Annotated in this window: 30 protein-coding genes; 14 read left to right on the top strand and 16 right to left on the bottom strand. The window is 63.5% G+C overall.

Features of this window, described 5'->3' with window-relative positions:
- Positions 1–285 precede the first annotated feature (285 nt).
- Positions 286–1,335: a DNA repair and recombination protein RadA gene (gene radA, locus AV059_RS06705; protein ID WP_058993269.1), complete on the top strand. Its 1,050-nt coding sequence runs from the start codon at positions 286–288 to the stop codon at positions 1,333–1,335.
- A gap of 431 nt (positions 1,336–1,766) precedes the next feature.
- On the opposite strand, the gene AV059_RS06700 is transcribed toward radA, so the two are convergent.
- A complete protein-coding gene (locus tag AV059_RS06700; RefSeq protein WP_058993267.1) occupies positions 1,767–2,819 on the bottom strand; it encodes an aldo/keto reductase in 1,053 nt (350 codons plus the stop codon).
- A 24-nt stretch (positions 2,820–2,843) separates the two neighbouring features.
- Positions 2,844–3,857 carry a CPBP family intramembrane glutamic endopeptidase gene (locus AV059_RS06695; protein WP_058993265.1) on the bottom strand — a complete coding sequence of 338 codons (1,014 nt, stop codon included), beginning with the start codon at positions 3,855–3,857 and terminating at the stop codon, positions 2,844–2,846.
- 131 nt (positions 3,858–3,988) lie between these two features.
- Between AV059_RS06695 and AV059_RS06690 the strand changes: the two genes are divergently transcribed.
- The 4 genes from AV059_RS06690 to AV059_RS06675 all read left to right on the top strand — a co-directional run bounded on the left by AV059_RS06690 (position 3,989) and on the right by AV059_RS06675 (position 6,835).
- Complete coding sequence (locus tag AV059_RS06690; protein WP_058993263.1) at positions 3,989–4,894, top strand: acyltransferase; 906 nt, start codon at positions 3,989–3,991, stop codon at positions 4,892–4,894.
- 66 nt (positions 4,895–4,960) lie between these two features.
- Entirely contained in the window at positions 4,961–5,668 is a 708-nt protein-coding gene (locus tag AV059_RS06685; protein ID WP_058993260.1) for a hypothetical protein, read from the top strand.
- A gap of 73 nt (positions 5,669–5,741) precedes the next feature.
- Positions 5,742–6,428: an ATPase domain-containing protein gene (locus tag AV059_RS06680; RefSeq protein WP_058993259.1), complete on the top strand. Its 687-nt coding sequence runs from the start codon at positions 5,742–5,744 to the stop codon at positions 6,426–6,428.
- Positions 6,425–6,835, top strand: a complete 411-nt coding sequence (locus tag AV059_RS06675) for a hypothetical protein (RefSeq protein WP_004960253.1) — start codon at positions 6,425–6,427, stop codon at positions 6,833–6,835. Before AV059_RS06680 ends, AV059_RS06675 begins: the two co-directional genes overlap by 4 nt.
- A gap of 114 nt (positions 6,836–6,949) precedes the next feature.
- On the opposite strand, the gene AV059_RS06670 is transcribed toward AV059_RS06675, so the two are convergent.
- Positions 6,950–7,237, bottom strand: a complete 288-nt coding sequence (locus tag AV059_RS06670) for a hypothetical protein (protein ID WP_004516454.1) — start codon at positions 7,235–7,237, stop codon at positions 6,950–6,952.
- A 146-nt stretch (positions 7,238–7,383) separates the two neighbouring features.
- On the opposite strand from AV059_RS06670, the gene AV059_RS06665 reads away from it, so the two are divergent.
- The 3 genes from AV059_RS06665 (at position 7,384) to AV059_RS06660 (ending at position 8,949) form a co-directional block, all read left to right on the top strand.
- Positions 7,384–8,160 carry a PHP domain-containing protein gene (locus tag AV059_RS06665; RefSeq protein ID WP_058993257.1) on the top strand — a complete coding sequence of 259 codons (777 nt, stop codon included), beginning with the start codon at positions 7,384–7,386 and terminating at the stop codon, positions 8,158–8,160.
- 54 nt (positions 8,161–8,214) lie between these two features.
- Positions 8,215–8,379: a DUF6757 family protein gene (locus AV059_RS22315; protein WP_004516452.1), complete on the top strand. Its 165-nt coding sequence runs from the start codon at positions 8,215–8,217 to the stop codon at positions 8,377–8,379.
- A gap of 102 nt (positions 8,380–8,481) precedes the next feature.
- Positions 8,482–8,949, top strand: a complete 468-nt coding sequence (locus AV059_RS06660; RefSeq protein ID WP_058993255.1) for a cupin domain-containing protein — start codon at positions 8,482–8,484, stop codon at positions 8,947–8,949.
- 24 nt (positions 8,950–8,973) lie between these two features.
- Here AV059_RS06660 and AV059_RS06655 read toward each other — a convergent pair whose 3' ends face one another.
- From AV059_RS06655 to AV059_RS06630, 7 genes are all read right to left on the bottom strand, one after another.
- A complete protein-coding gene (locus tag AV059_RS06655) occupies positions 8,974–9,690 on the bottom strand; it encodes a type 1 glutamine amidotransferase (RefSeq protein ID WP_058993253.1) in 717 nt (238 codons plus the stop codon).
- A 172-nt stretch (positions 9,691–9,862) separates the two neighbouring features.
- A complete protein-coding gene (locus AV059_RS22310; RefSeq protein WP_004516449.1) occupies positions 9,863–10,000 on the bottom strand; it encodes a hypothetical protein in 138 nt (45 codons plus the stop codon).
- A gap of 74 nt (positions 10,001–10,074) precedes the next feature.
- Positions 10,075–10,260 (bottom strand): hypothetical protein, encoded by a 186-nt coding sequence (locus AV059_RS06650; RefSeq protein ID WP_058993251.1) that lies wholly within the window; start codon positions 10,258–10,260, stop codon positions 10,075–10,077.
- Positions 10,261–10,266: 6 nt separating this feature from the next.
- A complete protein-coding gene (locus tag AV059_RS06645) occupies positions 10,267–11,061 on the bottom strand; it encodes an aldo/keto reductase (protein WP_058997488.1) in 795 nt (264 codons plus the stop codon).
- Positions 11,062–11,178: 117 nt separating this feature from the next.
- The gene (locus AV059_RS06640; protein ID WP_058993249.1) at positions 11,179–12,162 is read right to left on the bottom strand and encodes a Gfo/Idh/MocA family protein; all 984 of its coding nucleotides are present in this window, start codon (positions 12,160–12,162) and stop codon (positions 11,179–11,181) included.
- Positions 12,163–12,192: 30 nt separating this feature from the next.
- Complete coding sequence (locus AV059_RS06635; RefSeq protein WP_058993248.1) at positions 12,193–13,488, bottom strand: hypothetical protein; 1,296 nt, start codon at positions 13,486–13,488, stop codon at positions 12,193–12,195.
- Positions 13,489–13,597: 109 nt separating this feature from the next.
- Entirely contained in the window at positions 13,598–13,885 is a 288-nt protein-coding gene (locus tag AV059_RS06630) for a zinc-ribbon domain-containing protein (RefSeq protein WP_007187919.1), read from the bottom strand.
- A 48-nt stretch (positions 13,886–13,933) separates the two neighbouring features.
- On the opposite strand from AV059_RS06630, the gene AV059_RS06625 reads away from it, so the two are divergent.
- A complete protein-coding gene (locus AV059_RS06625) occupies positions 13,934–14,509 on the top strand; it encodes a DUF6735 family protein (protein ID WP_228841761.1) in 576 nt (191 codons plus the stop codon).
- A 9-nt stretch (positions 14,510–14,518) separates the two neighbouring features.
- Positions 14,519–15,238, top strand: a complete 720-nt coding sequence (nucS, locus tag AV059_RS06620) for an endonuclease NucS (protein WP_058993246.1) — start codon at positions 14,519–14,521, stop codon at positions 15,236–15,238.
- A gap of 83 nt (positions 15,239–15,321) precedes the next feature.
- Here nucS and AV059_RS06615 read toward each other — a convergent pair whose 3' ends face one another.
- Entirely contained in the window at positions 15,322–15,573 is a 252-nt protein-coding gene (locus AV059_RS06615; RefSeq protein ID WP_058993243.1) for a HalOD1 output domain-containing protein, read from the bottom strand.
- A gap of 120 nt (positions 15,574–15,693) precedes the next feature.
- Between AV059_RS06615 and AV059_RS06610 the strand changes: the two genes are divergently transcribed.
- Positions 15,694–16,410, top strand: coding sequence for a bacterio-opsin activator domain-containing protein (locus AV059_RS06610; RefSeq protein ID WP_079990737.1), 717 nt, complete (start codon positions 15,694–15,696; stop codon positions 16,408–16,410).
- 9 nt (positions 16,411–16,419) lie between these two features.
- Here the strand turns inward: AV059_RS06610 and mutS are convergent, their stop codons facing one another.
- Positions 16,420–19,197, bottom strand: a complete 2,778-nt coding sequence (gene mutS, locus AV059_RS06605; RefSeq protein ID WP_058993242.1) for a DNA mismatch repair protein MutS — start codon at positions 19,195–19,197, stop codon at positions 16,420–16,422.
- Between the two features lie 106 nt (positions 19,198–19,303).
- On the opposite strand from mutS, the gene AV059_RS06600 reads away from it, so the two are divergent.
- Both AV059_RS06600 and thsB read left to right on the top strand, forming a co-directional pair.
- A complete protein-coding gene (locus AV059_RS06600) occupies positions 19,304–19,693 on the top strand; it encodes a hypothetical protein (protein ID WP_058993240.1) in 390 nt (129 codons plus the stop codon).
- Positions 19,694–19,867: 174 nt separating this feature from the next.
- Positions 19,868–21,547, top strand: coding sequence for a thermosome subunit beta (gene thsB, locus AV059_RS06595; RefSeq protein ID WP_058993238.1), 1,680 nt, complete (start codon positions 19,868–19,870; stop codon positions 21,545–21,547).
- A 412-nt stretch (positions 21,548–21,959) separates the two neighbouring features.
- Here the strand turns inward: thsB and AV059_RS06590 are convergent, their stop codons facing one another.
- Positions 21,960–22,823 (bottom strand): hypothetical protein, encoded by an 864-nt coding sequence (locus tag AV059_RS06590; RefSeq protein WP_058993236.1) that lies wholly within the window; start codon positions 22,821–22,823, stop codon positions 21,960–21,962.
- 76 nt (positions 22,824–22,899) lie between these two features.
- Between AV059_RS06590 and AV059_RS06585 the strand changes: the two genes are divergently transcribed.
- Positions 22,900–23,895 (top strand): ornithine cyclodeaminase family protein, encoded by a 996-nt coding sequence (locus AV059_RS06585; RefSeq protein WP_058993233.1) that lies wholly within the window; start codon positions 22,900–22,902, stop codon positions 23,893–23,895.
- Here AV059_RS06585 and AV059_RS06580 read toward each other — a convergent pair whose 3' ends face one another.
- The 3 genes from AV059_RS06580 to AV059_RS06575 are packed head-to-tail and all read right to left on the bottom strand — an operon-like array spanning position 23,896 to position 24,513.
- The gene (locus AV059_RS06580; RefSeq protein WP_058993231.1) at positions 23,896–24,117 is read right to left on the bottom strand and encodes a hypothetical protein; all 222 of its coding nucleotides are present in this window, start codon (positions 24,115–24,117) and stop codon (positions 23,896–23,898) included.
- A gap of 43 nt (positions 24,118–24,160) precedes the next feature.
- On the bottom strand, positions 24,161–24,328 hold the full coding sequence (locus tag AV059_RS22305) for a hypothetical protein (RefSeq protein ID WP_005536532.1): 168 nt from the start codon (positions 24,326–24,328) through the stop codon (positions 24,161–24,163).
- Positions 24,328–24,513, bottom strand: coding sequence for a hypothetical protein (locus AV059_RS06575; RefSeq protein ID WP_004960172.1), 186 nt, complete (start codon positions 24,511–24,513; stop codon positions 24,328–24,330). Before AV059_RS06575 ends, AV059_RS22305 begins: the two co-directional genes overlap by 1 nt.
- Between the last annotated feature and the right edge of the window lie 264 nt (positions 24,514–24,777).

Here is a 24,777-nt window from a genome sequence, read left to right as displayed (position 1 = left end):
ATTTCCGGCACGACTGCGATTACGCTCCTCCTTGTCGGCGCGTTCGGCGAAGGGATAGTACCGGTGTCCGAGACGGTGCTGACTGGCCTCTTTTTGCTGGGCATGCTCCTACTCGTCTATCTCAGCCGAGCGGGTCCGGTCTGAGTCCGTTTCCACTGCACTCCGACTCCCCTCCCTATCTAAAGCTCCCGATTCTGTCCCGAACCGTACCGCTGCAGTCCCACACTTTCACTTTCACTCTGGTGTTAACGAGGCTTTATACCCCCGGACGCACAAGCCACGTCCATGTCCGCAAGTGAGGACCTCGAAGAGCTGCCGGGCGTCGGTCCGGCGACAGCAGAGAAACTCGAAGACAACGGCTACGACTCCTATCAGGGGATTGCAGTCGCCTCCCCCGGCGAACTGTCGAATACGGCCGACATCGGCGAATCGTCGGCGGCAGATATCATTCAGGCTGCCCGCGAAGCGGCCGACATCGGCGGGTTCGAAACTGGGTCGACGGTGCTCGAACGTCGAGAGCAGATTGGGAAGCTCTCCTGGGGCGTCGACGAGGTCGATGACCTGCTCGGCGGCGGCGTCGAAACCCAGTCCATCACCGAGGTGTACGGCGAGTTCGGGGCCGGGAAGTCCCAGGTAACGCACCAGCTCTCTGTCAACGTCCAGTTGCCGGCCGAACACGGCGGGCTGGAGGGCAGCGCTATCTTCGTCGACTCTGAGGATACGTTCCGACCCGAGCGTATCGAACAGATGGTAAAGGGCCTCGCCGACGAGGTACTGGCAGATACGATGGTCCTCCACGGCATCGTCGAGGAGGAGGCCGACGCAGATCCAACCGATGAGGACCTACTCGATGACCTCGTCGCCTCCGTGCTGGAGAAAATCCACGTCGCGAAGGCGTTCAACTCCAACCACCAGATCCTTCTGGCCGAGAAGGCACAGGAAATCGCCAGTGAGAGCCAGGAGGAGGAGTTCCCCGTTCGCCTGCTCGCCGTCGACTCACTGACCGCCCACTTCCGCGCTGAGTACGTCGGCCGTGGCGAACTTGCCGACCGCCAGCAGAAGCTCAACAAACACCTCCACGACCTGATGCGGGTCGGCGACCTCAACAACACCGCCGTCGTCGTCACGAACCAGGTCGCCTCCAACCCCGACTCCTTCTTCGGCGACCCGACCCAGCCCATCGGTGGCAACATCCTCGGCCACACCTCTACGTTCCGGATGTACCTCCGGAAGTCCAAGGGGAACAAGCGTATCGTCAAACTCGTCGACGCGCCGAACCTCCCGGACGGCGAGGGTGTCATGCGTGTCGAAGAGGACGGCCTGCTGAACGAGTAACCGGACCTAGCAGTAGCGACTATCGTTGACCCACGACTGCAGACCATTTTTGCGGCAGTCTCTGATACTTGCTACAGCCGTCATCCGGACTGGTATGTGTACTGGTCTCGCGACTCGAACCCCTTCGTTTCATCTCGAACCGACTCCTGTCTGGCGTCTTGCGGCCGTCAGACGCACCGTGGTGAATGTGAAACTTCAACACCCTAACCGCAAGACGGCGGTACATCTCCTGTCGAAACAGAGGGGTAGCAGTCGGGAACCGACAGACGGCTGTCCGGTCGTCGATGTTTTCTGGGGGGTAAACTGTCGACTGGAGATTTTAGTATCAAACCGTCGTTGCTCGGACGGTGCGAAAAGCAGGTAAGTGGCGGTAAACTTAGTCGCCTGCCTGGTCTGCCGTGCCTGTGTGTCGGCGCTCCAGTGCCTCGCTGTCAGTCCCCGGCAGATTTCATCCCGGTCTCTTCGAGGTCCGCACCGCCGACCGACGAGCGCAGGGCGTCCATCCCGTCGTCGCGGTCGATACCGAAGTTGTCCCGGTACAGTTCCTGTACGCGGTCGTACTCCTCGTCGCTGAGCGGCGGCGTGTCGGGCGCGCCGGCCCACTCGTCGATATCGGCGTTCGTCCGGAACGTCGGGGTGACCGACGCCACTTCGTCGTTGTAGAGGAGCCACTGGATGGCGGCCTGACCCATCGTCCGTGCCCCATCACGCTCGAGGAACCGGATCTCTTCGACCTTCTCCCAGCCGGTCTCGTACCACTCGCTCGGCCGGTGGGAGCGGTGGTCGCCCTTACCGAGTTCCGTCTCGGGGGTCACTTGCTCGTTCAGCAGGCCCGAGGAGTGTGGAACGCGAGCGAGCACCGACGTGTCGGCGTTCTGCTCGCGGATGGTGTCGATGAAGTGCTGACCGGGGGTCTGTTCGAAGAGGTTAAAGACGGTCTGGAGCGCGTCGAACTCGTTTGCGACCGCGGCGTCGCCCTCAGCGAGCCAGCCGATAGAGGGGCCAAGCGCCCAGCCGATGGCGTCGACCGTCCCCTCCTCGCGGAGTTCGTCGAGCGCTTCCAGCACGTCCTCGTCGACCTCGTCGACGTTGGCGTTGTGAAGCATCAGGAGCTCGACGTGGTCCATGCCGAGACGGTCGAGCGAGCGATCAACGGCAGTGTGCACCCACTCGGGCGTGACTTTCTTCGGGAGCTCGCCGTGACCAGCCTGTGGGTTGTTGTAGAAGTCGTAGCCGATTTTTGTCGAGACGGTAACTTCGTCGCGGTGTTCTGCCAGCGCCTCGCCGATGATCTCCTCGCTGTCGCCGTGGCCGTATACGTCGCCGGTATCGAAGAACGTCACGTCCTCGTCGAGCGCGTGCTGGACCATATCGATGGCATCGTCGCGAGTGCGGTCGCCCCACCAGTCCGTGCCGACGACCCAGGCACCGAACCCGACTTCTGAGACTTCGACGCCGGAGTTTCCGAGTGTCGCGTATTCCATACGCGTTTTAGCGGCGCTGTCCACTTAGCCGTCTTGGTTTGCGGTGTCGGACCGCGTCCGAATCCGGAGCTGCGGGGTCGCAATGTCGTCAAGCAACTCGACTGCGCCGTACTCCCGGCGGACCCACCAGTACAGCCCGGCTCCGCCGACGGCGAGCAGTGGAAGGGCGACGAGTCCCCCTTCGGGTCCGAACTCGCCGCCGGTCACCACCGTGGGACCAGTCGCATCGGTCGAGAGCAGGGCAACGCCCATCCGGAGGCCGCTGACGGGGAAGCCAAGCAGTGCCAGCGTGTAGTTCCAGGCGACGTGGAAGCCGCTGGCGACTCCGAGTCGACCAGTCAGGACGTAACACGCGCCGAGCAGGAGGCCGTAGAGGGTGATGTTGGTTACGCTGAGCAGCGACGCGCTGGGGTTCGTCCAGTGGAGGACGCCGAACAGTGCGCCCGTCAGTCCCGTTGCGGCGATGATTGCGCCCCGCTTGCCGACCCACCCGGCGAGCCCCTCAGCCGTGTTCGTCAGGAGATACCCACGGACGAGCACTTCCTCGGTAGTCGCCTGCACGAGGAAGAACGCCCCCAGAAGGAGGACGGCGACCAGCGGCCCGAACGCGGTCAGCGGGAGCGGCCCGCTATCGATGGTTGCGAGGGCGACGCTGACCTCGATGAAGCCGACGGCCATCTCGACGAGCAGGACGAGCGCGGGAAGCCCCACCCCGAGCGCGAGGCCGAAAGCCGCGTCGCGCCACCACTGGCGGTCGAATCCCAGCCCGTAATCCGGGAGCGTCCGCCGATCGAGCAGATAGCCGATCCCGACGGCGACGACGGTTCCGGCAGCAAAAATCGCGATCTGGCGCACGACAGCGACCGTCGGCGTCATGCGCACTACTGACGACACCACTGCGATTATCCCTGAGAGGAGGACGAGGCCGAACACGGCGAGAAACAGCCACAACGTAACCCGCCACGGCGCCCGCAGCCGGCGCTCCGCGGGATTGACAATGTAGCGCCGTATCTCCATAATGAAGTCCGACTTGACCATGTCGTGGTCTGGAACGGCGGCGTCTTAACTGTGGCTTGCTCGCTGTGACACTCGGTGTCGTGACACGGGTGTTACTGGGTGGGTTTCACGTAACGGAAACCCCTATCTGCCCGCGAAGCCACGTACTCGACATGACGAAGCGTCACGTGTCGCTGCCACCGCTCGCCGAGGAGGGGCTCAGGGCGTTCATCGACGAGGTCGACGAACGCCTCTCCGGCGACGAGGACACCTGCGATGTTGTCACTGACGTGCTGGTCGACCTCCACGGCGACCGGGACGCCTACGAGCGCTGGCAGGACGGCGCGGATATATCTCCGGCCGAGCGGGTCCGGCTCCAGGGCTATGACCCCTGTAACACGACCCTCGAAAGCGAGTACTACGCCGAGAAAGACGAGGAGCGGTTCAAACGCTCGAAGCATCTCCAGTGGCTCTGGCGGCAGTTCGACGCGACGCCGATGGCGGACAACGTCGAGTTCGCGCTCCGGTTCCGTCGGATGCTTGCCGACCATCTCTTCGAGTCCTGCGGCGAGGGCTGTCGCTTCTTCAAGGGCATCTCCTTTACCTACGGCCACAACATCGAGGTCGGCGACAACGTCGTCGTCCACGACGACGTCCATCTGGACGACCGCGGGAAACTCACAATCGGCGATCGCGTCTCTATCTCCGACGACACCCACGTCTACAGCCACGACCACGACGCCGTCGACCAGACCCACGTCGATAATTACCACACCATCATCGAAGACGACGTGCGCCTGACCTACGACTCGATGGTCCGGGCCGGTGTGAAGGTCGGCGAAAACGCCATTCTCGCGGCGAAGTCCATCGCCGGCAAGGATATCCCCGCCCATCACGTCGCTGCCGGCACACCGGCGAAGTCCCTGACTGTCAAGGACGGATGGGAGTCCGTCGCGGAGCCGATTGAGGGGGCCAACGTCGACCGCCGCGCCGAACGGCAACTGTCGACTGACTTGCCCGACAATCTGGAGCAGTTCGACGAGTTCCAGCGGGACCTCTCGCCGCCGGACCGCGAGTAGGCACCGACAGCACGTCTCCCTTCTCCGCAACCGAAGTCCTTTCTCGCAAACCGACCAACAATGGCTATGCGAAGTGTCGCAATCAACGTCGGAGCCAACACGAACGAGCCCGGCTTTCGCGGCCCGTTGTTTCCTGACGGCTCTTTCGAGTACATTCCGATTCCCGAGTCGAAACCGACCAGCGAGCCCGTGCCGACCTACGGCGACCTCGACCTGCGGACCGACGTGTCCGCAGTGGCCGACCAGCCGGTTCACTTCGACCCGGAGTTTCCGGAGGCCGGCGGCGAACGCTACACGTACGGCGACGAACACGGCGTGAAGGCGGGCCCGCTCTCGGACCTGTCGGCCGGTGACTATCTGTTTTTCTACGCGACGCTGTCGGTAGCTGATGAGTGTCCGGCCTGGGCGTCGCCGGAGTGGGGTGCCCACGTTATCGGTCACTTCCAGCTCGCCCGCGACGCGGTTTCGGGTGAGGAGTACCGCGATCTCCCGTCCGCGGAACAGGCCCAGTTTGCCTCGAACGCCCACGTGAAACGCGAGCCATTCGACGCTCGCGTTCTCATTCGCGGCAACGCCGATGAATCACGACTGTATGACACAGTGGTCCCGCTGTCGGCACCGAGCGGTGGCACCGACGCGAACGAACTGGTCACCGAACTGTCGTCCGACTCGGGGAAGGGGCCGTGGTGGCGACGGCCGATGCGGTTCGACGAGGCCGGTACGGAGCGACTGCTCGAACTGGCCGATAGCCACCCCAGCGCTATCGAACGCTGACGCAGCCGAATAAGTTATCACCGGTGAAAATAGAATGTGAAAGCATATGTCCAGACGGACTCAGATAGCTGATATGCGTCTCTCTAGTGGGGTCCCCGGATTCGACGAACTCATTGAGGGGGGGTTACTCCCGAATCGTCTTTACGTGGTCAGTGGCCCGCCGGGCAGCGGGAAGACAACCTTCTGTTCACAGTTCATTACACAGGGCGTCAAGGACGGCGAAACGTGCCTGTACGTGACGATGCACGAGACCAAGACGGAGTTGATGCAGGACATGGCCGGCTACGAGTTCGGCTTCGACCGGGCCATGCAGTCTGATGCCATCCAGTTTCTCAACCTCGTCACTGAGAGCGGGAAACGAACTATCACGCAGTTCGGCAGCGAGGGCGGCCTGACGAACCGACTCGTGGCCTATATCAAACAGAACGACATCCAGCGGGTCGTCATCGACTCGACGATGCTGTTACAGCACTTCATGGCCGATGTCGAAGACGAGATTACGGGCTTTCTTTCTGCGCTGAAACAGACTGACGCGACGACACTGCTCATTTCCGAGATGACCGACCCGTCCTCCTACAGCGACGAGCACTACCTCGCCCACGGCGTCGTCTTCTTCCATAACTTCCTCGAAAATGGGAGCATGACCCGCGGCGTTCAGGTCATCAAGATGCGGGGCACCGCTATCGACTGTGACATCCGCGAAATCTCCTTTTCTGATGCCGGACTGCAGGTTCACACTGACCGGAAAGTGGAGACATGAGTCGCTACGAGCGTGAGTTTGGCACCGACTGGGACACTCTCGACAAAGACGAGGCTACCGACCGGGCCTACGCCATCGGTGTCGCCGAGCGCCTCGGGGAGTACAACCGCGAGGAACTCGAAGCCATCTACGCCGAGATGAACTCGGCGTATCACAAGAGCATGGTCGAACTCGCGTACGACGAAGGGCGCAACGAAGCAAAGGAAGCGGCGGAGACGACCAACGCCGACCGGGACGCCCTCTGGGCTGACCTGATCAACGGTGAGAAGACGTACATCGACGAAGGAGAGGTGCCGACCGGCGGCCGTGACGGCCTGCCGTCGGCGCTCGATTCCTCGGAGCTGCTGGACAGGCAGTCAGTCGACAGCACTGACGCTGTCGACAGGCCGGACTTTCTCGACAGGTAGTCACTCTAATGCGTGTACTCTCTGATAGCGATAGCGCTGTTGCTCGCCTATGTAAAAACGAAGGAGACGGAAAATCCGTCCAGAGCTGGGGTGACTGCAGGCCGTTCCGGGCCGTTAGAAGGAGACTTGGTCCGGCCCGTCTTCGCCCATGCAGATCGGGTCGCGGTCGGAGTAACCCTTCCGGCCGATGGCCTTGCTCGAGACGCCCGAGAACGCCGCGAACTCGGCGTCTTCCGCGCTCTCGAAGGTTTCCGGGGCCGACCGGCTGAGCGCGTCGCCCAGCCGCTCAGTGCCGTTTGGCAGTTCGAGTTCCATGTCGCCGTCGCCCTCGATGATTTCTTCGGCTGAAACCGGGTAGTCGTACGATTGGAAGGCGTCCGTTGCGTTGCTTAGCATTCGCATATCTATCGAAAGTTCATGGTTCCTAATAAACCTTCACTATAGATAATCATAATATCCCTTAATGCGTATAAGGAACCCACGTTTCGTGTGCCCACAACTCATGATTCGACCAGAAGCGGCTTCCTGCTGGGGATTGTGTGAACCGTATGGTCGTCGCTGACTTACACGTACACACGACCCGCTCCGACGGGACACTCTCCTTCGACGAGATCCCGGCCGCTGCGAGACGAGCGGGCGTCGAGGTTGTCGCCGTCACGGACCACGACCGACTCCAGCCTGCACTCGACGGCCCCGTCACCCAGCGGGACGGCGTGACGCTGCTCCACGGTATCGAACTCCGCGTCGAAACCGAGACCCAGCGACTGGACTTGCTGGGCTACGGCGTTGACCCGACCGACGAACTCCGGACCGAATGTGCGCGCATCCAGCGGAACCGCCGCGAGCGCGGCGCGCGCATCATCGAGTGCGTCGAAGACCGCCTAGGCGTCTCGCTGCCGGTCGAACCGCGCGACGGCCTCGGTCGGCCACACATCGCCCGCGCAGTCGCCGAGGTGTCGGACCACACCTTCCAGTCCGCGTTTGACGAACTCATCGGCGACGACTGCCCCTGTTACGTCCCACGGGAAGTCCCGTCCTTCGAGCGCGGCTGTGCCGTTCTCTCAGACGCGTGCGGGCTGGTCGGCCTCGCGCACCCGTTCAGATACCCTGAGACGGCGGCTGCACTGTCGAAGTGTGCGCCGCTCGATGCTGTTGAACGGTGGTATCCCTACGGCCGGGCGGTTGACGACAGCCTCGTCGACGATGCTATCGAGCGATACGACCTCGTCCCGACGGGCGGCAGCGACGCCCACGGCGAGACGCTGGGTGACACCGGCCTGGATGCCGCCGCTTGGGACCGAGTCGAAACGGCGCTCAACGTCTGACAACCGGCAGACGGAACCCGAGGGTTCAATGTCGTTCGGGTATATAATTCAAGTATGCAGTGTCACTACTGCGACCGTGAAGCCGACATCGCCGTTGAGAACGACGGTGTCAAGGTCGGTGTCTGCAAGACACACTTCCGTGAACAGATGGCGGAACTGGAAGACGCTGACTGGCTTGAAGACCTCGACGAAGAACTCGATATCGACCGACGCGAGTGATCGACGCTCCGTTTCTCTGCTTCTGCCGTTGCGTGACTCCCGTGTCACCACTGTGGCTCGCCCTGACTAACCGTTAAGGACTGCCCGCCGTACATGGCAACTATGGAGAAAGTCAATATCGACGCCGTCGAATCGCGAATGGGGCCGGCGTCGGTCAAGCGGGCGCTCGCTGGACCGCTCGGCACCGACGACATCGCGCTGAACTACTACGAACTGGCACCGGGCGAGTCCTTCGGCTTCGGCTACCACCGCCACCCGGACCAAGAGGAAGTGTTTCTCGTTCAGTCAGGCACAGCGACGTTCGAGACGGAGGACGGCGACGTACGCGTTGGAGCGGGCGAGGCCATCCGCTTCGCTCCCGGCGAGTGGCAACGCGGGCACAACGAGGGCGACGAGCGCGTCGTTGCGCTCGCGCTCGGTGCACCACAGGAAATGGGCGACACGGATATGCTCCGGCACTGCGAGGACTGTGGCGGTCGCACGCACAACTACGTCGAGATGACGGACGACCGCGACGCGCTGGTGACACGCTGTGCGGAATGTGACGCCGAGACTGGTCGGTTCACCTGACCGGCAACAGTTCCCTCGGTGTGGTTAGTCGTCGGCAGCGGTGGTCGCACCGGTCACGCCACCCGCGTGACGCGCGGCGAACTCAGTGAAGTTTCCGAACAGTCGCTTGGCCTCGCAGGCGGCGCGGTAGTTCTCTTCGGTGACGCCGTCTAGTACCGTCTCGATACGCTCGTCGGCGAGCTGGTCGTCCTTGCCTTTCGTCACCGTCTCGGCCGTCTCGGGGTCGTACTCGGGGTGGAACTGTACCGAGAAGACGGGACCTTTCCGGAACCCGTGGACGCCGTAGTCGTTCTCGGCGAACGTGGTTGCGCCCGGTGGCACCTCGGCGACGCGGTCCGAATGCGTCGTGAAGACGGTGAAGGACTCGTCGACGCCATCGAGCAGTTCGTTCTCGCCGTCATGTTCGACCGTCCGGTAGCCGATCTCGTACTCCTCCATCGGCTCGACGGTGCCGCCGAGTGCGTGTGCGAGCAACTGGTGGCCGAAACAGACGCCCAGGAACGCGATGTCGCGGTCGATTGCCGCATCCACCCAGGATTCGAGGTCCCGAATCCAGGGCTCGTCCCAGTAGACGGACGCGCGGCTGCCGGTGACCAGACAGCCGTCGAACGCGAAGGTGTCGGGCAGTTCGCGCTCGGTCACGTCGTATTCCACAAGGTCGGCGTCGAGTTCCCGCCGGAAGTTCCGACGATTGTCGTCGCCGTCGTGGGCCGCGTTCAGCAGGGCGATTCGTGGCCTCATTACGAGTACGCAGCGGCTCAAATCGTAAAAACATGCGTACCGACGGCAGTGATTGCCGCTCACAGTGACGGGGACGCCGGCGTCGAAGTGCACGCGGGTACAGCGGCTCTTGGGAACGATTGAACTCTCAGAACGGTCTCGCTACGGGCCGCTGACGACTGCGATATGTATGTTACGTCTGGTCCGCTTCCGGGTTGTTCGTCCGCCGATAGGAGCCCACCATCTTCCACAGCGTGTCGTTGAAGTCGTCGTTGTTGGCTTCGCTCTCGATCTGCCGGTACAGGTTTTCCGAGACTTCGATACGGGGCATCAGGTGTGTATAGAGAGCGGGAGTAAATAAATCTCCGCTGACACGGAATCGAGTAAAAGCTTCAACGCGCCCCTCTAGGGGCCGTATAACCATTTGGCACCGAAAAAGACGAACCAGGCCATCCAGATGCAGAAGACGACCAGCCATGTCCCGTACTGGACCGTCGGGTCCGGGACCAGAACGTACGCCACGACAAGCAAAGCGGCGATGCTTGCCGCCGCGGCGGCGTCCCAGCGGTCCAGTGCGGGCGGTTCGACCATCTGGGGTTACTGCGAGATGCCGTAGGTGTCGTTGGCCCAGTCGTTGATGCCGGTGTCGTAGACCGCTTGCTCGCGTTCGATGGCGTCGATGCGCTCGCGGTCGGCGGCGTCGAGTTCCCAGTCGAACAGTTCGAGATTCTGCCGGACGTGTTCAGGCGAGGACGATTTGGGCAGCACCACCACGTCGTTCTCGACTGCCCACTTCAGGACGATCTGAGCGGGCGACCTGTCGTATTTCTCGCTCAGGTCCTGAATGACGTCGTCGGCGAACACCTCGGTCCGACCCAGCGGCGCGGCTGCCTCGACGACAGTGTCGGTGTCGCGACAGAACTCGACGACCTGGTCTTGGGTGTTCCAGGGGTGGTACTCGATCTGGTTGACGGCGATTGGCACGTCGGCGACGTGCTGGGCGGCCCCGAGCTGGTACGCGCTGAAGTTCGAGACGCCGACGTTGCGGACCTTCCCCTGGTCGTGCAGCGTCGCCATGGCGTTCATCGTCTCGCGGATGGAGGTCGCGGGGTTGGGCCAGTGGACGAGATACAGGTCGAGGTAGTCAGTCCCGAGGCGCTCGAGCGACGCCTCGCAGGCCTCGATGACGGATTCGTAGTCGAGATGTTTGGGCAGCACTTTCGACGTGAGGAACACGTCCTCGCGGTCGTAGTCAGCGAGAGCCTCGCCGATTTCGCTCTCGTTCTTGTAGCCCTCGGCGGTGTCGACGTGGGCGTAGCCTACATCGAGTCCGGCCCGAACGGACTCCTGAACCGTGTCGCCGTCGATGTCCCACGTCCCGACGCCGACCATCGGCAGTTCGTCGCCACTCGGGAGTGTCGCTGTTGGGGGTGTCACAGTACGTGTCTCACTCGCGGCGGTCAAAACCGTTTCGCGCTCGCCGCGGTACGGTACACACCCGGCCGTCTCTCACTCGGGGCTGGCGATGTCGACCGGTTCGCCGGTGTCTGCGCTTCTGGCCAGCGCGTCCATGGCGCGCATATTCCCCAGTGTCTCGGCCTGGTCGATGGGCGGCGTCTCCCCGTTCTCGACGGCGTCCGCGAACGCCTCGACCTGCAATTGATAGTGGTCGACCGGATCGAACGTTTCGGTGACCTCGCGGCCATCGACGCTGTAGGTCAGCGAGACGGACTGGTCGTGGGCCGGGCCGAAGCAGTTCGGCGCTTCGAGCCAGCCGTCATCGGCCTCGACCCGGTAGTGCTCCCGTCTCGGCCCGTCGAACCCACAGGAAATCGAGGCGACCCGTCCGTCGTCGTACGCGAGAACGCCGCTGAGGTTCGTGTCCACGCCGCTGTCCCGGGAATCCCGGGCATGGGCAAACGCCCGGTCCGGTTCGCCGAGGAAGCCCCGCGCCGCGCTAACGGCGTAACAGCCCACGTCCATCAGGCTCCCACCGGCCAGCTCCGGGTCTAGCCGGATGTTACTGGAGTCGTCAAGCGAGAACTTGAACGACGCGTCGACAGTGTGAACCTCGCCCAGTTCGTTTTCGACGATGTCCCTGGCCCGCCGGGTCCGCGGGTGGAACTGATACATGAACGCTTCCATTAGCGTGACGCCCTGTTCGGCACAGTAGTCGAAGAGGTCCACTGCCCCGGCCGTGTCGACGGTCAGTGGCTTTTCACAGAGCACGTCGAGCCCGTGGTCGGCGGCCCGTTGGCTCCACTCGGCATGGAGCGCGTTCGGAAGCGGGTTGTACACCGCGTCGATGTCCGCCTCGGCGAACATCGTCTCGTAGTCGCCGAAGGCACTGTCGATACCCAGCGTTTCGGCCACCTCGCTGGCACGATCTCGGCTTCTGGAGCTGATTGCCGCGACCGTGTGGTCCGATCTCTGGATACCCGGAATTACATCTTTGCGTGCGATTTTCGCCGTTGAAATGACCCCAAAGCGCATACCGATACCCGGCTCCCCGCTGATAAACAATTACCGACCTTTCGGCTCCGATTCGACGCTGACTCCCTGTTCGGATACGGCGGCCAGTTCGTCCGCTGGCGGCTCGCATCTGTCGGGCACGAGTTCGGCGGCAACCTCGCGTGCGCGTTCGAAGTGAGCCGTTGCACTGTCACACGCGGCTCCGGAAGTGTCTCGATTTGACTCGTCGCTGCCCTCACGTCGCTTCTGTCGCCCCGCTTCACGGTGTGTCTCGACCAGTTCGACAGCGATGTCTGCGAGCGCCTGCCGGAGCGACGCCCGGTCGCCGTCGAAGCGGCGGTCACGGCCCCAGTCCAGTTCGTACGCCGTCCGGTAGCGGTCGAGGGCGTCTTCCCAGTGTGTAGCCCGCGCTGCCGGGTCTGTCGTGGCTCTGGCCGCGCTCGCAGCCACCTGTGCCGCGTCGACCGGGGCTGACAGGAGTTCGGTGTATTCCACTTCGATTGCGTTTCGAGCGTCCGCGATGGTTTCTGTGGGCGGCTCTGGTGCCGTTACCGCCAGCGCTCGTTCGTATTCGGTCTTTGCCTGCGCGTACGCGTCCGCGGCCCGTTCGTATGCCCGGTTCTCCCATGCACGTCGGGCCGTGTCGCGGTACTCGTCGCCCGCGCTGACGTGGCGTCGGCGCTGACACGTGTCGATCCGTGCCTGCGTTGACTGGCGACGCTCTTCGATACTCGCTGCCGCCCCCTCCCCCAGTGCTTCGACTCGCTCTCGCCCGTTGTCGAGCGCTTCCTGTGCGGCCGTGATATGCGTGGCTGCCGTCTCGAGGTCTGTTGCCTCCAGTGCCGTCACAGCAGCCTCAACCTGCGACTCGGCCCGGTCAAGCTCGGTTAGCGTGCGCGTCCAGACTTGTGTGGCTTTGTCGACGAACTCCCGAACCGGCGTCAGGTCGCCCTTACATTCGAACGCCCAGCGGTCTTCGTCGACGGTAACGATTTCGAGTGTCGACGTGCGGAGCCCCGACGTACAGCGCACGGCCACGATGTCTTCGTAGGGGAGCGAGATTGTCCGGTCACCGTCGTCGTCGCCGACGACGAACACCACTCGGACGTTCGTTGCGAGCAGATACGCGCGGTAGTCGCCAGCCGGCGTGAGCGCCTCGTTGTTGCCCTTGGCAGCGACGACGCCGGACTGACCGTTGTACACAAGATATTGTGGCGTCTCTGTCTCCCGTACGTACTGCCCCAGCGGCTGCTGAAGCCGGCGCGTGCGTCCGAACAGCCCGTCCGTGTTCACTCGGTCGAATATCTCCGGTCGACCCGAGGAACGTATGTCGGTAACAGTTTCCACAGTCTACCCCGTTCGTGACAGTATATTCAAATATATCGTTGGAGAAATAAATCCTTTGGCCGACAACAGCGCTCAAGCCGGCTGGTTCGACCCCAGCCTTACACCGGTGTCAGTACGGCTGGCTTCGGTCCGTCGGCTGACGCTGCGGGCTCCCGCTCGTCAGGTCGGCGGTGCACTGCCGGCAGAACTGGTAGTCCTGCTCGTTCCTCGCCCCGCAGTGGGGACAGTCGATGGATGTAGTGCTGTCGTCGGTGGCGCTGCCACGGCGCGGTTCAGTATCGCCCTGACCGGTCGCACCGGCTGGGTCACCCCGGTGCCGGTACGCGTACAGCATAGTCAGGACGTGGAGCCCCACGAGAAGCGCGATTGCGCCGTAGAGCCACTCGCTCACCATCATATGTAACGATACGTGAACGTACTACTTGAGGGTTGTGCCGAGTTACCAATGGACGGCAATTTTGACGAGTTCGGAAGCATCCCCTGTGACTACTTGACGAGCAGACGGGTGCGCTGTGGGCTAGCGTTCAAATACGACCACGCAGCCACGGGAACCCATGCCCGTTCACACGCTCGGTGGTCCCTGATGGGTCGTCGAACGCTCGTGGCTGTCGCCCGTCCCAACGGGTGCTACGACTGCCGCATCGCACACTGGGGCGTCGACGCCGACCCCATTGCCCAGTCTCGGCCGCTCGGGAACGATTGGACGGCCGCTGCCGTCCTCGCGGCCCTTGATGCTACCTACGAGCAGCTAGTCCTGCTTGACGGATCGGTCCGGACCTACGCTGTCTGCTGGCTCGATCCGACGCTGTCGGACCTCAACGATATCGTCCTCGCCCGCGTTGCCGACCCGGATGCGTTCCGGACGTGGTGGGTCGAGCGCAAGGACGATGCCTGTCGCGCCCTCGACAGCGGAGGTTGCGACCCGGCAACTGTCCGGCGCGCCCTGCTTGCGTCGCTCCAAGACCGCACTTCGTCCGTGTACTGCCCCGACGACGCGTCCTTTTTACGCGGGGACCGCTAACCGCCACCCGTGACTGCCGTCGAGACGCTGACGTACCCCGACCCCGCCGACGCGCTGGATCTTGCGTCGCGTAACGCCGACCGCGGCGCGCTGGTGACACTCGTCGGCACCTGTACGGTCGAGTACGAGGGGCGAGCGGCTAGCTCGCTGGGGCTTGGCGACCGCCACGTCATGCTCAAGCCCGACGGGGCTGCGCTGGTCCACACCGACGAGGGCCAGCAGCCGGTGAACTGGCAGCCGCCGGGCTGTGAGCACAGCATCAGCGTCGACGACGGCTCGCTGGTTGTTCGTTCTACGCGTTCAACTCCGGAAGAATCGCTTGAAGTGACCTTTGAAACGGTCGCCCACGCCGCCGCCTTTGACGTGACCGATTCCAAGGACCTCGCGCTCACCGGAACGGAGGCCGACCTGAAAGACCGCATCCTCGACGAGCCGGGGCTGGTCGAGGCGGGCTTTACGCCGCTTGCGACAGAGCGGGAGACCCCCGCTGGTGCAGTCGACATCTACGGCGAGGACGCCGACGGCCGGACGACGATACTCGAACTCAAGCGCCGGCGCGTGGGACCCGACGCAGTCGGCCAACTGGGGCGGTACGTCGATGCGTTAGAACGCGACCTGCACGCCGATACCGAAGTCCGAGGTATCCTCGTCGCTCCGTCGGTGACCGACCGAGCGCGTCAGTTGCTCGCCGAGAAAGGGCTGGAGTTCGTCTCGCTGGAGCCGCCATGACCCTATTTTCTTCGCTTCCCTGGGTGCTGTCAGTCTTGCGCCCGTACTGACTGCCGCTGTCGTCACACAGCCGGATGACGCAGTTATCTGTCAACGGTAACCGTTCCATCGGTGTCGACGACCACACGGTAGCCGCTGTAGTCGAACGCCACGTGGCCGTTGGTGTTCGAATCAGCGATGCACGTCGTCAGTGCATCCGGATTGATACTGTCGGCCAGTGGGGGAAGCGTCTCGACCGGTCGTCTCTCCGCGGTCGCGACAGCGCGAACGACTGCCGTGATGATAGACTGGTCGGTGCCGTGGACTTCTATAACGGTTGGTGATTTTCCGGACACGGTTCTCTGACCTCACGTTGTATTTGTCTTATAGGTGTAAAGTTCAGTGTGGCTAGCATAGTAAACTCCGAAACACGATGTATGCCAACATTCTTCACAATCTGTCGACTACATTTATGTATGTCCCAACAGTCTGGTAATGGCCGGGTGGTCACCCGTGTGGAGTTTGCCCTCTCTGATGGGTCGTATCCCTTCGTATCGGTGTCTGAATCCGAATCGTGTTCAGTAATTCTCGAAAAATGTCTCCCCCAGACGGACGACACGTACGCCGAGTTTTTTTCTGTCGAGGGTGCTCGCCCCAGCCGTCTTGTCGAGCGCATCGAAGACGTCAACGGCGGTGAGGCGCGGGTGCTTGAACGCACCAGCGACGGTGGGCTCGTCGAAATCGACGTGCGAGATAACTGTCCCGTTGTCTCGCTTGCGGATGTCGGGGCGGTACCGCAGACCGTCCGGAGTGTCGATGGTGAAGGGACTGTCGTAGCTGATGTCCCGGGTCAAATCGAGACGGGGTCGGTTATCGATTCGTTCCTGACGGCCCATCCGGAGGCCGAACTCGCGGCGAAGAAACAGCGTGAGTCTATCGTCCCGCTGTTCGGGTTCCAGAACTATGCGTCCCACACCGAGTCACTGACCAACCGACAGCAGGAGGTTCTCGCGACGGCCCACGAAGCGGGATACTACAGTTGGCCCCGCGAGGCGACGGCCGCAGACCTGGCTGAACTCCTCGACATCTCGGAGCCAACGCTCCACAAGCATCTGCGGGCCGCCGAACAGAAACTCGTCGCGACCATGTTCGCCTGCCCGCATGAGGAACGGGCCGCTGACGGAGATAGCTGACTGCTGCTGTTATTCGAGTCGGTCCTGTAGCTTGGCGAGCGCGTTCATCGCCTCTATCGGTGTCATCGTCGCGACATCGAGCGAGGCCAACTGCTGTACCACTGATTCCCGGAACTCCTCCTCGACGGCGGCCCCGTTCGTCCGAAGCGTCTCCTGTGTGGGGCCGTCCGCTCCACCCTCTCTGGTCGAGGCCGACGCTGTTCCGTTCTCCGTCGGGCCAGTCGTCTCCGTGGCGGCGGAATCCGTGTCGGAGTCGGCCGTCTCGGCATCCGTCAGGAGGTCCCGCGACCGTTTAACAACGGATTCGGGGACGCCAGCCATGCTCGCCACCTCGACGCCGTAGGAGGCCGCCGCGGGACCGGGCGCGAGTTCGTGGTCGAAACGAACGTCGCCGTCCTCGCGGCTGGTCTCGAAGTGGCGGTTGGTTGCGCCGGGGAGCGCCGCGGCGACGGCGGTCAGGTCGTGATGGTGGGTCGCAAACAGCGTGTACGCGCCGACCTCGTCGTGGAGATGCTCCGTGACGGCGCGGGCGATAGCCAGCCCGTCGGCCGTCGACGTGCCGCGACCGACCTCGTCCAGCAGCACCAGCGAGTCGGCGGTCGCCGCGTCGAGAATCGTCGCCAGCTCGGTCATCTCGATCATGAACGTCGAGCGGCCCCCGGCGATGTCGTCGCTGGCTCCAACGCGGGTGAACACGCGGTCGAGAATCGGGAGAGCGGCCGCTTTTGCGGGAACGAAACTGCCCGACTGTGCGAGCAGGCAAATCAACGCGACCTGCCGCATATACGTCGACTTCCCACTCATGTTCGGCCCCGTGACGACGGCGAGGAAGGGCTGTATTTCGTCCGTGGCGACGCCGTCGTCGCTCCCGTCTCCGCTTGCTGGGACTGGCCCGCTCCCCAGATGCGTATCATTAGGGATGAAGGCGTCCTCGGTCCGCTCGACGACCGGATGGCGGCCGGCGGTGATGTCGATGCCGTCGCTATCGATGGTGGGTCGGCAGTAGTCGTACTGCGCCGCGACCTCGGCGAACGAAACCAGTACGTCCAGTCGGGCGAGGCGGTCAGCCAGCGCCTGCACGCGCTCGGCCTCGTCGGCCACCTCGTCCCGGACCGCACAGAACAGGTCGTACTCTAGGTCGTCGGCCGCGCTCTCGGCCCGTAGAATCTCGTCCTCGCGCTCCTTGAGCTCCGGCGTGTAGTAGCGCTCGCTGTTTTTCAGCGTCTGGCGGCGCTGGTAATCGTCGGGAACGGCATCGAGGTTGGCGTTTGTCACCTCGATGTAGTAGCCGTGGACGGAGGTATGCCCGACCTTCAGCGAGTCGATGCCGGTCCGCTCGCGCTCGCTCGCTTCGAGGTCGTCGATCCACTCCTTGCCGGACTGTTCGGTCGAGCGAAGCCCGTCCAGTTCCGCGTCGTAGCCTTCGGGGATGACGCCGCCCTCGGTCACCTGCTGTGGCGGGTCCGGGCGGATCGCCGCCTCAATTTCCTCGCGAGTCTCGGCCAGCGGGTCCAGCGTCGCGTGCAGGTCCGCGAGCAGGCGAGCGTCGGCGTCGGCAAGGTGGTCCTTGATATCCGGCACGACCGACAGCGTGGCGGCCAGCGACCGGAGGTCACGGGCGTTCGCCCGACCACGGGAGACGCGTGAAATGAGCCGTTCGAGGTCGTACACCTCCGCGAGCAGGTCCGAGAGCGCCTCTCTGGTGGCGGGGTCACGCTGGAGTTCCGCGACCGCGCCGTGGCGGGCCTCAATGCGGTCAGCGTCGAGCAGCGGCCGGCGGAGCCAGTCGGTCAGTTTCCGCCGGCCCAGCGCACACGCCGTCTCGTCGACCGTGTCCACGAGCGTGCGGTTCTCGTGACCCCGGACCGAGCGCCGCTCGAACAGTTCGAGACTCTCGACGGCGACGGCGTCGAGCAGCATGTACTCCCGCGGGTCGTACCGCGTGAGGTGATTGAGATAGTCGAGCGTGCCGGCGGGGTCCACGTTCGCGTCGACCGGCTCGCCGTCGGGGCCGACTGCCCCGCTGCTGCCGCGGGTGTACTCCGCGTAGGCCAGCAGGCCGCCACACGCCCTGATTTCCGCGCCGCCGGCGAGCAGACGCTCCGGCGGGCCGAAGTACTGTCCCACCCGGTCCTCGGCGCGTTCTCTGGCGAAGGCATCCGCGTCGTAGCGCGTCACCAGACAGGCCGGCCCGAAGACGGCGTCCCGGTCCACGTCGACGTCCGGCCCGACGATGGCTTCGGCGGGCCCGAACCGGCTGAGTTCGTCGGCAACGGCGTTTTCGGAGCCGACGCTCGTGGCGTAGCAGTCGCCAGTCGAGACATCGAGCAGCGCCAACCCGTACCGCTCGCCGGCGGTCAGAGCCGCGACGTAGTTGTTGTCTGCCCCGCCCAGCAGTTCGCTCTCCGTGAGCGTGCCGGGGGTGACGATTCGCGTCACCGCGCGTTCGACCACGCCGCTGACCTCGTCGGGGTCCTCGACCTGGTCGGCGATGGCGACCCGATAGCCCGCGTCCAACAGCGTCTCGACGTAGGATTCGGCGTTGTCAATTGGGATGCCGGCCATCGGGTACTCACCGGTCGAATCCTCGCGCTGGGTCAACGTGATCTCACACAGGCGGGCGACCCGTTTCGCGGCCGCACAGAAGGCCTCGTAGAAGTCCCCAACCTGAAAGAGGACCAGCGCGTCGTCGTACTGCCGGCACAGCTCGTAGTACTGTGCCATCATCGGCGTCAGGTCCTCTTCGAGCTCGGCCATCTGCTCGGGCGGGCCAAGCGCAGCGTCCATACCGATGGGCAACAGCCGACACCTGATAGGCGCTCCGCTCTCCCTTGCCATGTGTGCAACGGCGACCAGCCACTAATTTTTATACCGTCCGGGAGACGTAGCCTGTATGTCACGTCGCGCCAACTACGCGCTCTGTGAGTTCCAGCAGCACCTCGGTCCGTCGGTGGACTCGCTTGACGTTCCCTGGGCTGAGTACACCGGGAATTCGACTGATCCGGTTTCTTTCGACATTCCCACCGAGTCACCAGCAGACCCGCACGTACAGATGCAGGTGTTCGATGTCGAAGATTTCAACCACGAAATCGTGGTCAACGGTGAGGCGCTGTCGGGGTTCGATATCGCGCCCGGCGAGGGGTGGCAGCTCTGGATGGATACGATTGCGCCCGAGCGACTCCACCTCGGCGAGAACACGATTCAGTTCCGGCGGAACATCGACTCGGCGGACGCTTTCGTCGTCGGGTCGGTTACGGTCCACTGGACTGAGCCCGTCGAATGAATATATAAACAGATCGACGCTGTTTCGGTGGGGCGTGCCAACAGCTACCACTACTAACGGACAGTCCCCCTTCAGTCGGGTGATTTCACCTGTTCTGGCCTGGGCAACCGGTGACCGGCGAGCGCCCTATAACCCCTACTTTTATATAGAACCACATACAATCTTCGCTTGATTATGAGCCAACGCCAGATGCAGGGCCAGCCGATGATCATCCTGGGAGAGGACTCCCAGCGGATGAAGGACAAGTCTGCACAGGAACACAACATCTCGGCCGCTCGCGCGGTCGCCGAGTCAGTACGCTCGACGCTCGGCCCGAAGGGGATGGACAAGATGCTCGTCTCCTCGATGGGCGACGTCACCGTCACGAACGACGGCGTCACCATCCTCTCGGAGATGGACATCGACAACCCGACAGCCTCGATGATTGTCGAGGTTGCCGAGACACAGGAAGACGAGGCCGGTGACGGTACCACCTCTGCTGTCGCCATCGCAGGCGAACTCCTCAAGAACGCCGAGGACCTCCTCGAACAGGACATTCACCCGACGGCGATCATCAAAGGGTTCAACATGGCCGCCACGCAGGCCAAGGACGAACTCGACGACATCGCTACGGAAGTCGACCCCGACGACGAGGAACTCCTGAAAAAGGTCGCCGAAACCTCGATGACGGGCAAGGGCGCGGAGCTCAACAAGGAGCTACTCGCCCAGATCATCGTCGACGCGGTCAACGCCGTGACCGTCGAGGCCGAGGACGGCTCCGTCATCGCCGACCTTGAGTACCTCAACATTGAGACCCAGACCGGCAGCTCCGCCGGGAACTCCGAGCTCCTCGAAGGCGCAGTCATCGACAAGGACCCGGTCCACGAGGAGATGGCAACCGAGGCAGAAGACGCCGATGTCCTCCTCGTCGACACGGCCATCGAACTCGACGAGACCGAAGTCGACGCGCAGCTCTCTGTCGACGACCCGAGCCAGCTCCAGAACTTCCTCGACAAGGAAGAAGAGCAGCTCAAGCAGATGGTCGACCAGATCGCGGACACCGGCGCTGATGTCGTCTTCTGCCAGAAGGGCATCGACGACATGGCCCAGCACTACCTCGCCGAGAAGGGTATTCTGGCCGTCCGCCGCGCCAAGAAATCCGACATCGAGTTCCTCAAAGAGGTTCTGGGTGCCCGCATCGTCTCCGATCTCGACTCCGCGACCGCGGAAGACCTCGGCCACGGCTCCGTCACCCGCGACGACGCCGAAGGCCTGTTCTACGTCGAAGGCAGCGGCGACGGGGCCCACGGTGTCACTCTCCTGCTCCGTGGCTCGACCGACCACGTCGTCGACGAACTCGAACGCGGCGTCACGGACGCGCTCGATGTCGTCGCGTCCACGGTCGCCAACGGCAGCGTCCTCGGTGGCGGCGGCGCACCCGAAGTCGAAGTCGCCCGCCGGCTCCGCGACTACGCCGACAGCGTCGAAGGCCGCGAACAGCTCGCTATCGAGTCCTTCGCCGACGCGCTGGAGATCATCCCGCGCACCCTCGCCGAGAACGCTGGTCTCGACAGCATCGACACGCTCGTCGACCTGCGCGCCGCTCACGAGGACGGCGATGTCAGCGCCGGCCTGAACGTCTTCTCTGGTGACGTCGAGAACACGCTCGATACCGGCGTCGTTGAGCCAGCCCACGCCAAGCGACAGGCGATTTCCTCGGCTGCAGAGGCCGCGAACCTGGTCCTCAAGATCGACGACATCATCGCTGCCGGCGAGCTTTCGACCTCCGGCGGCGACGAAGGCGGCCCCGGCGGCCCCGGTGGCGCCCCTGGCGGCATGGGCGGCATGGGTGGCGGCATGGGCGGCATGATGTAAGCGAGGGGCCGAACGAAGTGAGGGCCCTCGAATAGTGAGCGGGGAACAGAGCGGGACCGAAGGTCCCGCAGGCAGTCGGGCGGCATCGCCGCCCGACGACGAAGTGACCCGCGAGCACTGTAGTTGAGCAAAAGCAGACTTTCTGCACGAACACCCACGCAGTTCCGCTGGGCGTGTGTTGCTTCCGAACCGACCTGCAGATAATCGTTTCCTCAATTACAGGTCAGTGTCCCACAGCTACGGATATGCCGTGACACCGCCGATATCGAGACGTGAAACCGGAGAAACAGTTAGGTACGTCTCTGAGAAGTATCGACTGTCCCGGTCTGTTTGGTGGGACGGACTGGTGACAGCGGGTGGGGACCTCTCTTCGTTTTAGCGGGCAGTCGACAGCGTCCAACCGTCGCGCCAATCATTCAGGGCGTGTTGTTCGGTTTCGGTGGCGTCGGTCTTCGAACACCACGTCCGTCGTCCCTAGGTCGCTGTAGCGGAGAATTTCGGTCACCCGGTAGGTATCCGTTCCGTCGTCGACTGTGTACTGGAGCGCGTAGCTCCGGACGATGCCGTTGGGCGTTACGGTCGCCGAGAGGGAGACGTTAGTCACACCGTCGACGGGACGAGTGGCAACTGCGCTGTCGTCGGCCGACCCCGTTCCCTTGATGCGGTACAACGAAACCCCATACAGTTGCTTGATGACCTCGTCGCCGGGGCGGACGGATGTGATGTTAGTGGCGGAAAGCAACGCGATGAGACGCCCGTTGAACGTGGGTTCGAAGAACAGAGCGGCCCGGGGTGAGCGGGGCGGGCCACCGATACCGCGGCTGTCCGCGACCACTTCGGCTGATGTCGACCCGTTGACGGTCGTCCGCCTGAGCGCACGGCCGTCCCGCCAAGTGCTGTGGATCTCACGCGCTGTCACACTTTGTCCGGATATCGTTCGGGTGGCCGTGTACGACTCGTAGCCCGCGCTGATGCTGGCATGGGTCCGGACGCGCCTGTGCAGGCCGCTGCCGTTCATGACGGTTCTGGTGTGGTGAACCCGATAGGAGGTGTTTGAGAGCTGGCTGACGTGGGCGCGGCCGAGCGTGGTGGCGTTGATGACCTGGTCGCCGACAACGCCCGGGGCGCGTTGGGCCGGACTCGTCGGTGCGTCTGCCGTCGGGACTGGTGCTGGTGTCACCGTCTCTCTGGCGGCCGCGCCGTCCCCGAATAGACCGGCGCACCCGGCGCTCAGCAGACAGAGGCAGACCGCGGCAATCGCCACCCCGCGACGCATACAGGTGACTGGTCACGTGGTGATATAACCCCTGTGACGGCGGAGGGCTAAATATCGTTGAGTGTCAACATACTGTATGCAGACGCTGCTTCTCGGCGCGGACGCGGTTGAGGACCACGCGACGATGCCGGCAGTCATCGACGCGGTTGCCGCGGCCTTCGCCGCCGATGCTAGGGGGAACACCATCATGCCGGCCAAGTCCTACATCGACCTGCCGCAGTACAACGGCGACTTCAGGTCGATGCCGGCCTACGTCAACGCGGAGACGTGGGACGCCGCCGCAATCAAGTGGGTCAACGTCCATCTGGACAACCCCCGGGATCACGACCTGCCGACTGTCCTCGGGACGCTCATCTACTCGGACCCTGAGACGGCGTTCCCGCTGGCCGTGATGGACGGCACAGTCCTGACACGCCTGCGGACCGGAGCGGCGGCTGCCGTCGCGACCGACCACCTCGCCGTCGCCGACGCGGATTCACTTGGGTTGGTCGGGGCTGGCACGCAGGCCTACACGCAACTGGACGCTATTTCGTCGGTCCGAGACATCGAGACGGTGGTCGTCGCCGACCAGGATACGGAGAAACAGCAGGCGTTCGTCGACACGTTCACCGACCGGTTCGACGTGCGTGCGGGTTCCATTGCGGACGCCGCCGGCTGTGACGTGCTGTCGACGATTACGCCCGTCGAGTCGCCTATCGTCGACCGGGAGTGGCTCGGCGAGCGCACACACGTCAACGCCATCGGGGCCGACGCCGACGGCAAGCAGGAACACGACGAACGCACGCTGCTCGACGCGAAACTCGTCATCGACAATTACGAGCAGTGTACTCACTCCGGCGAAATCAACGTCCCGTGGGGCGAGGGTATCCTGACCGATACCGACCTCCACGGGGAACTCGGCGACATCGTCGCGGGCACGCTCTCGGGGCGGACAGGCGACGACGGAATCACGCTTTTCGATTCGACGGGGCTGGCTATTCAGGATGTCGCGGCTGCACACGTTGTCTATGAGAATGCAAGCGACGATGGCGACGGAACGGCGTTCTCACTCGTCGACACCGACGCGACTTGATTACGGCGAAGGTGTGAGCATATCGGTCACTTTCGAGATGCCCCAGACGATGACAATAAACGGCAGGAGCGGCATCAATAGGACGAGCAGGCCGAGGAACACTCCCCAACCGAACACGTCCATCTCCTCGTTGCGACGGCTACCCGTCCCCGGCGTGACCGACCGGAGCGGTGCCGGCAGTCGTCCGCTGTCTTCCGTCTCGTCGTCAAGTGATGCTGCCATACTGTCTCTTTCGTTGAAACGTGTATAAGCCTAGGCCCGGCGGCTACATGGCACCGGCGACGCCGCTACCGATGGCAGCCCCGCAGTTGTCACAGGCGACGAGGTAGAACCGTTTCGAGGCCGTAAAGAAGCCCGTCGTCGACTCCATATCGAGGAACTCCACGTCCTCCTGGGCGTTCATCTCCGCATCGCACTCGGGACAGTGAACCATCAGGCCGCACCTCCGTTGGACTTCGCGCCGGCGACGCCGCTACCGATAGTCACCCCACAGGCTGCGCAGTTGGCGGTGTAAAAGCGCTTGGAGGCTTTGATAAACCCGGTGGTCGCGTCCACTTCAACGAACTCGATGTCGTCGGCCGTTTCGAGTGAGGTCTCACAATCAGGGCAGTGTACCATACATTCCTGACACTTGGCGAGCCCGGCAAAAATCTTGTGTAGGTTGCAGCGCTCCCGGTTGGCGTGCTGGCGACGCTACCGGTTTGACACGCGGCGAATCGGCGTATCGCTAACGCCGTTACAGAGACCGGTCGCCACTATCGGTGCTATCTGCATACACCGATCATGCCGACTCGAACGCTCTCGTTTCGTCTGGCCTGACCGGAACCGGCTGAAGCTGGAGCGTTCGGCACAGTTCCTGAACTGATTGCGTGAACGGCTTTT

Source organism: Haloarcula sp. CBA1127 (genome assembly GCF_001485575.1).
Lineage (GTDB): Archaea > Halobacteriota > Halobacteria > Halobacteriales > Haloarculaceae > Haloarcula.
The sequence above is the reverse complement of the archived record's forward strand: the minus strand, read 5'-3'. Positions and strand labels throughout refer to the sequence as shown.

Bases quoted from the DNA above. Each gene is read 5' to 3' on its own strand.
- AV059_RS06700 (WP_058993267.1), bottom strand. From the start codon at position 2,819: ATGGAATACGCGACACTCGGAAACTCCGGCGTCGAAGTCTCAGAAGTC.
- AV059_RS06580 (WP_058993231.1), bottom strand. From the start codon at position 24,117: ATGGCAGCATCACTTGACGACGAGACGGAAGACAGCGGACGACTGCCG.
- AV059_RS06645 (WP_058997488.1), bottom strand. From the start codon at position 11,061: ATGGTCGGCGTCGGGACGTGGGACATCGACGGCGACACGGTTCAGGAG.
- AV059_RS06680 (WP_058993259.1), top strand. From the start codon at position 5,742: ATGCGTCTCTCTAGTGGGGTCCCCGGATTCGACGAACTCATTGAGGGG.
- AV059_RS06665 (WP_058993257.1), top strand. From the start codon at position 7,384: ATGGTCGTCGCTGACTTACACGTACACACGACCCGCTCCGACGGGACA.
- AV059_RS22315 (WP_004516452.1), top strand. From the start codon at position 8,215: ATGCAGTGTCACTACTGCGACCGTGAAGCCGACATCGCCGTTGAGAAC.
- AV059_RS06575 (WP_004960172.1), bottom strand. From the start codon at position 24,513: ATGGTACACTGCCCTGATTGTGAGACCTCACTCGAAACGGCCGACGAC.
- AV059_RS06670 (WP_004516454.1), bottom strand. From the start codon at position 7,237: ATGCGAATGCTAAGCAACGCAACGGACGCCTTCCAATCGTACGACTAC.
- AV059_RS06650 (WP_058993251.1), bottom strand. From the start codon at position 10,260: ATGGTCGAACCGCCCGCACTGGACCGCTGGGACGCCGCCGCGGCGGCA.
- AV059_RS06685 (WP_058993260.1), top strand. From the start codon at position 4,961: ATGCGAAGTGTCGCAATCAACGTCGGAGCCAACACGAACGAGCCCGGC.
- AV059_RS06690 (WP_058993263.1), top strand. From the start codon at position 3,989: ATGACGAAGCGTCACGTGTCGCTGCCACCGCTCGCCGAGGAGGGGCTC.
- AV059_RS06660 (WP_058993255.1), top strand. From the start codon at position 8,482: ATGGAGAAAGTCAATATCGACGCCGTCGAATCGCGAATGGGGCCGGCG.
- mutS (WP_058993242.1), bottom strand. From the start codon at position 19,197: ATGGACGCTGCGCTTGGCCCGCCCGAGCAGATGGCCGAGCTCGAAGAG.
- AV059_RS06675 (WP_004960253.1), top strand. From the start codon at position 6,425: ATGAGTCGCTACGAGCGTGAGTTTGGCACCGACTGGGACACTCTCGAC.
- AV059_RS22310 (WP_004516449.1), bottom strand. From the start codon at position 10,000: ATGCCCCGTATCGAAGTCTCGGAAAACCTGTACCGGCAGATCGAGAGC.
- AV059_RS06590 (WP_058993236.1), bottom strand. From the start codon at position 22,823: ATGCGTCGCGGGGTGGCGATTGCCGCGGTCTGCCTCTGTCTGCTGAGC.
- AV059_RS06630 (WP_007187919.1), bottom strand. From the start codon at position 13,885: ATGATGGTGAGCGAGTGGCTCTACGGCGCAATCGCGCTTCTCGTGGGG.
- AV059_RS06625 (WP_228841761.1), top strand. From the start codon at position 13,934: ATGGACGGCAATTTTGACGAGTTCGGAAGCATCCCCTGTGACTACTTG.
- radA (WP_058993269.1), top strand. From the start codon at position 286: ATGTCCGCAAGTGAGGACCTCGAAGAGCTGCCGGGCGTCGGTCCGGCG.
- AV059_RS06655 (WP_058993253.1), bottom strand. From the start codon at position 9,690: ATGAGGCCACGAATCGCCCTGCTGAACGCGGCCCACGACGGCGACGAC.
- AV059_RS06640 (WP_058993249.1), bottom strand. From the start codon at position 12,162: ATGCGCTTTGGGGTCATTTCAACGGCGAAAATCGCACGCAAAGATGTA.
- AV059_RS22305 (WP_005536532.1), bottom strand. From the start codon at position 24,328: ATGGTTCACTGTCCCGAGTGCGATGCGGAGATGAACGCCCAGGAGGAC.
- AV059_RS06585 (WP_058993233.1), top strand. From the start codon at position 22,900: ATGCAGACGCTGCTTCTCGGCGCGGACGCGGTTGAGGACCACGCGACG.
- AV059_RS06610 (WP_079990737.1), top strand. From the start codon at position 15,694: ATGTCCCAACAGTCTGGTAATGGCCGGGTGGTCACCCGTGTGGAGTTT.
- thsB (WP_058993238.1), top strand. From the start codon at position 19,868: ATGAGCCAACGCCAGATGCAGGGCCAGCCGATGATCATCCTGGGAGAG.
- AV059_RS06600 (WP_058993240.1), top strand. From the start codon at position 19,304: ATGTCACGTCGCGCCAACTACGCGCTCTGTGAGTTCCAGCAGCACCTC.
- AV059_RS06695 (WP_058993265.1), bottom strand. From the start codon at position 3,857: ATGGTCAAGTCGGACTTCATTATGGAGATACGGCGCTACATTGTCAAT.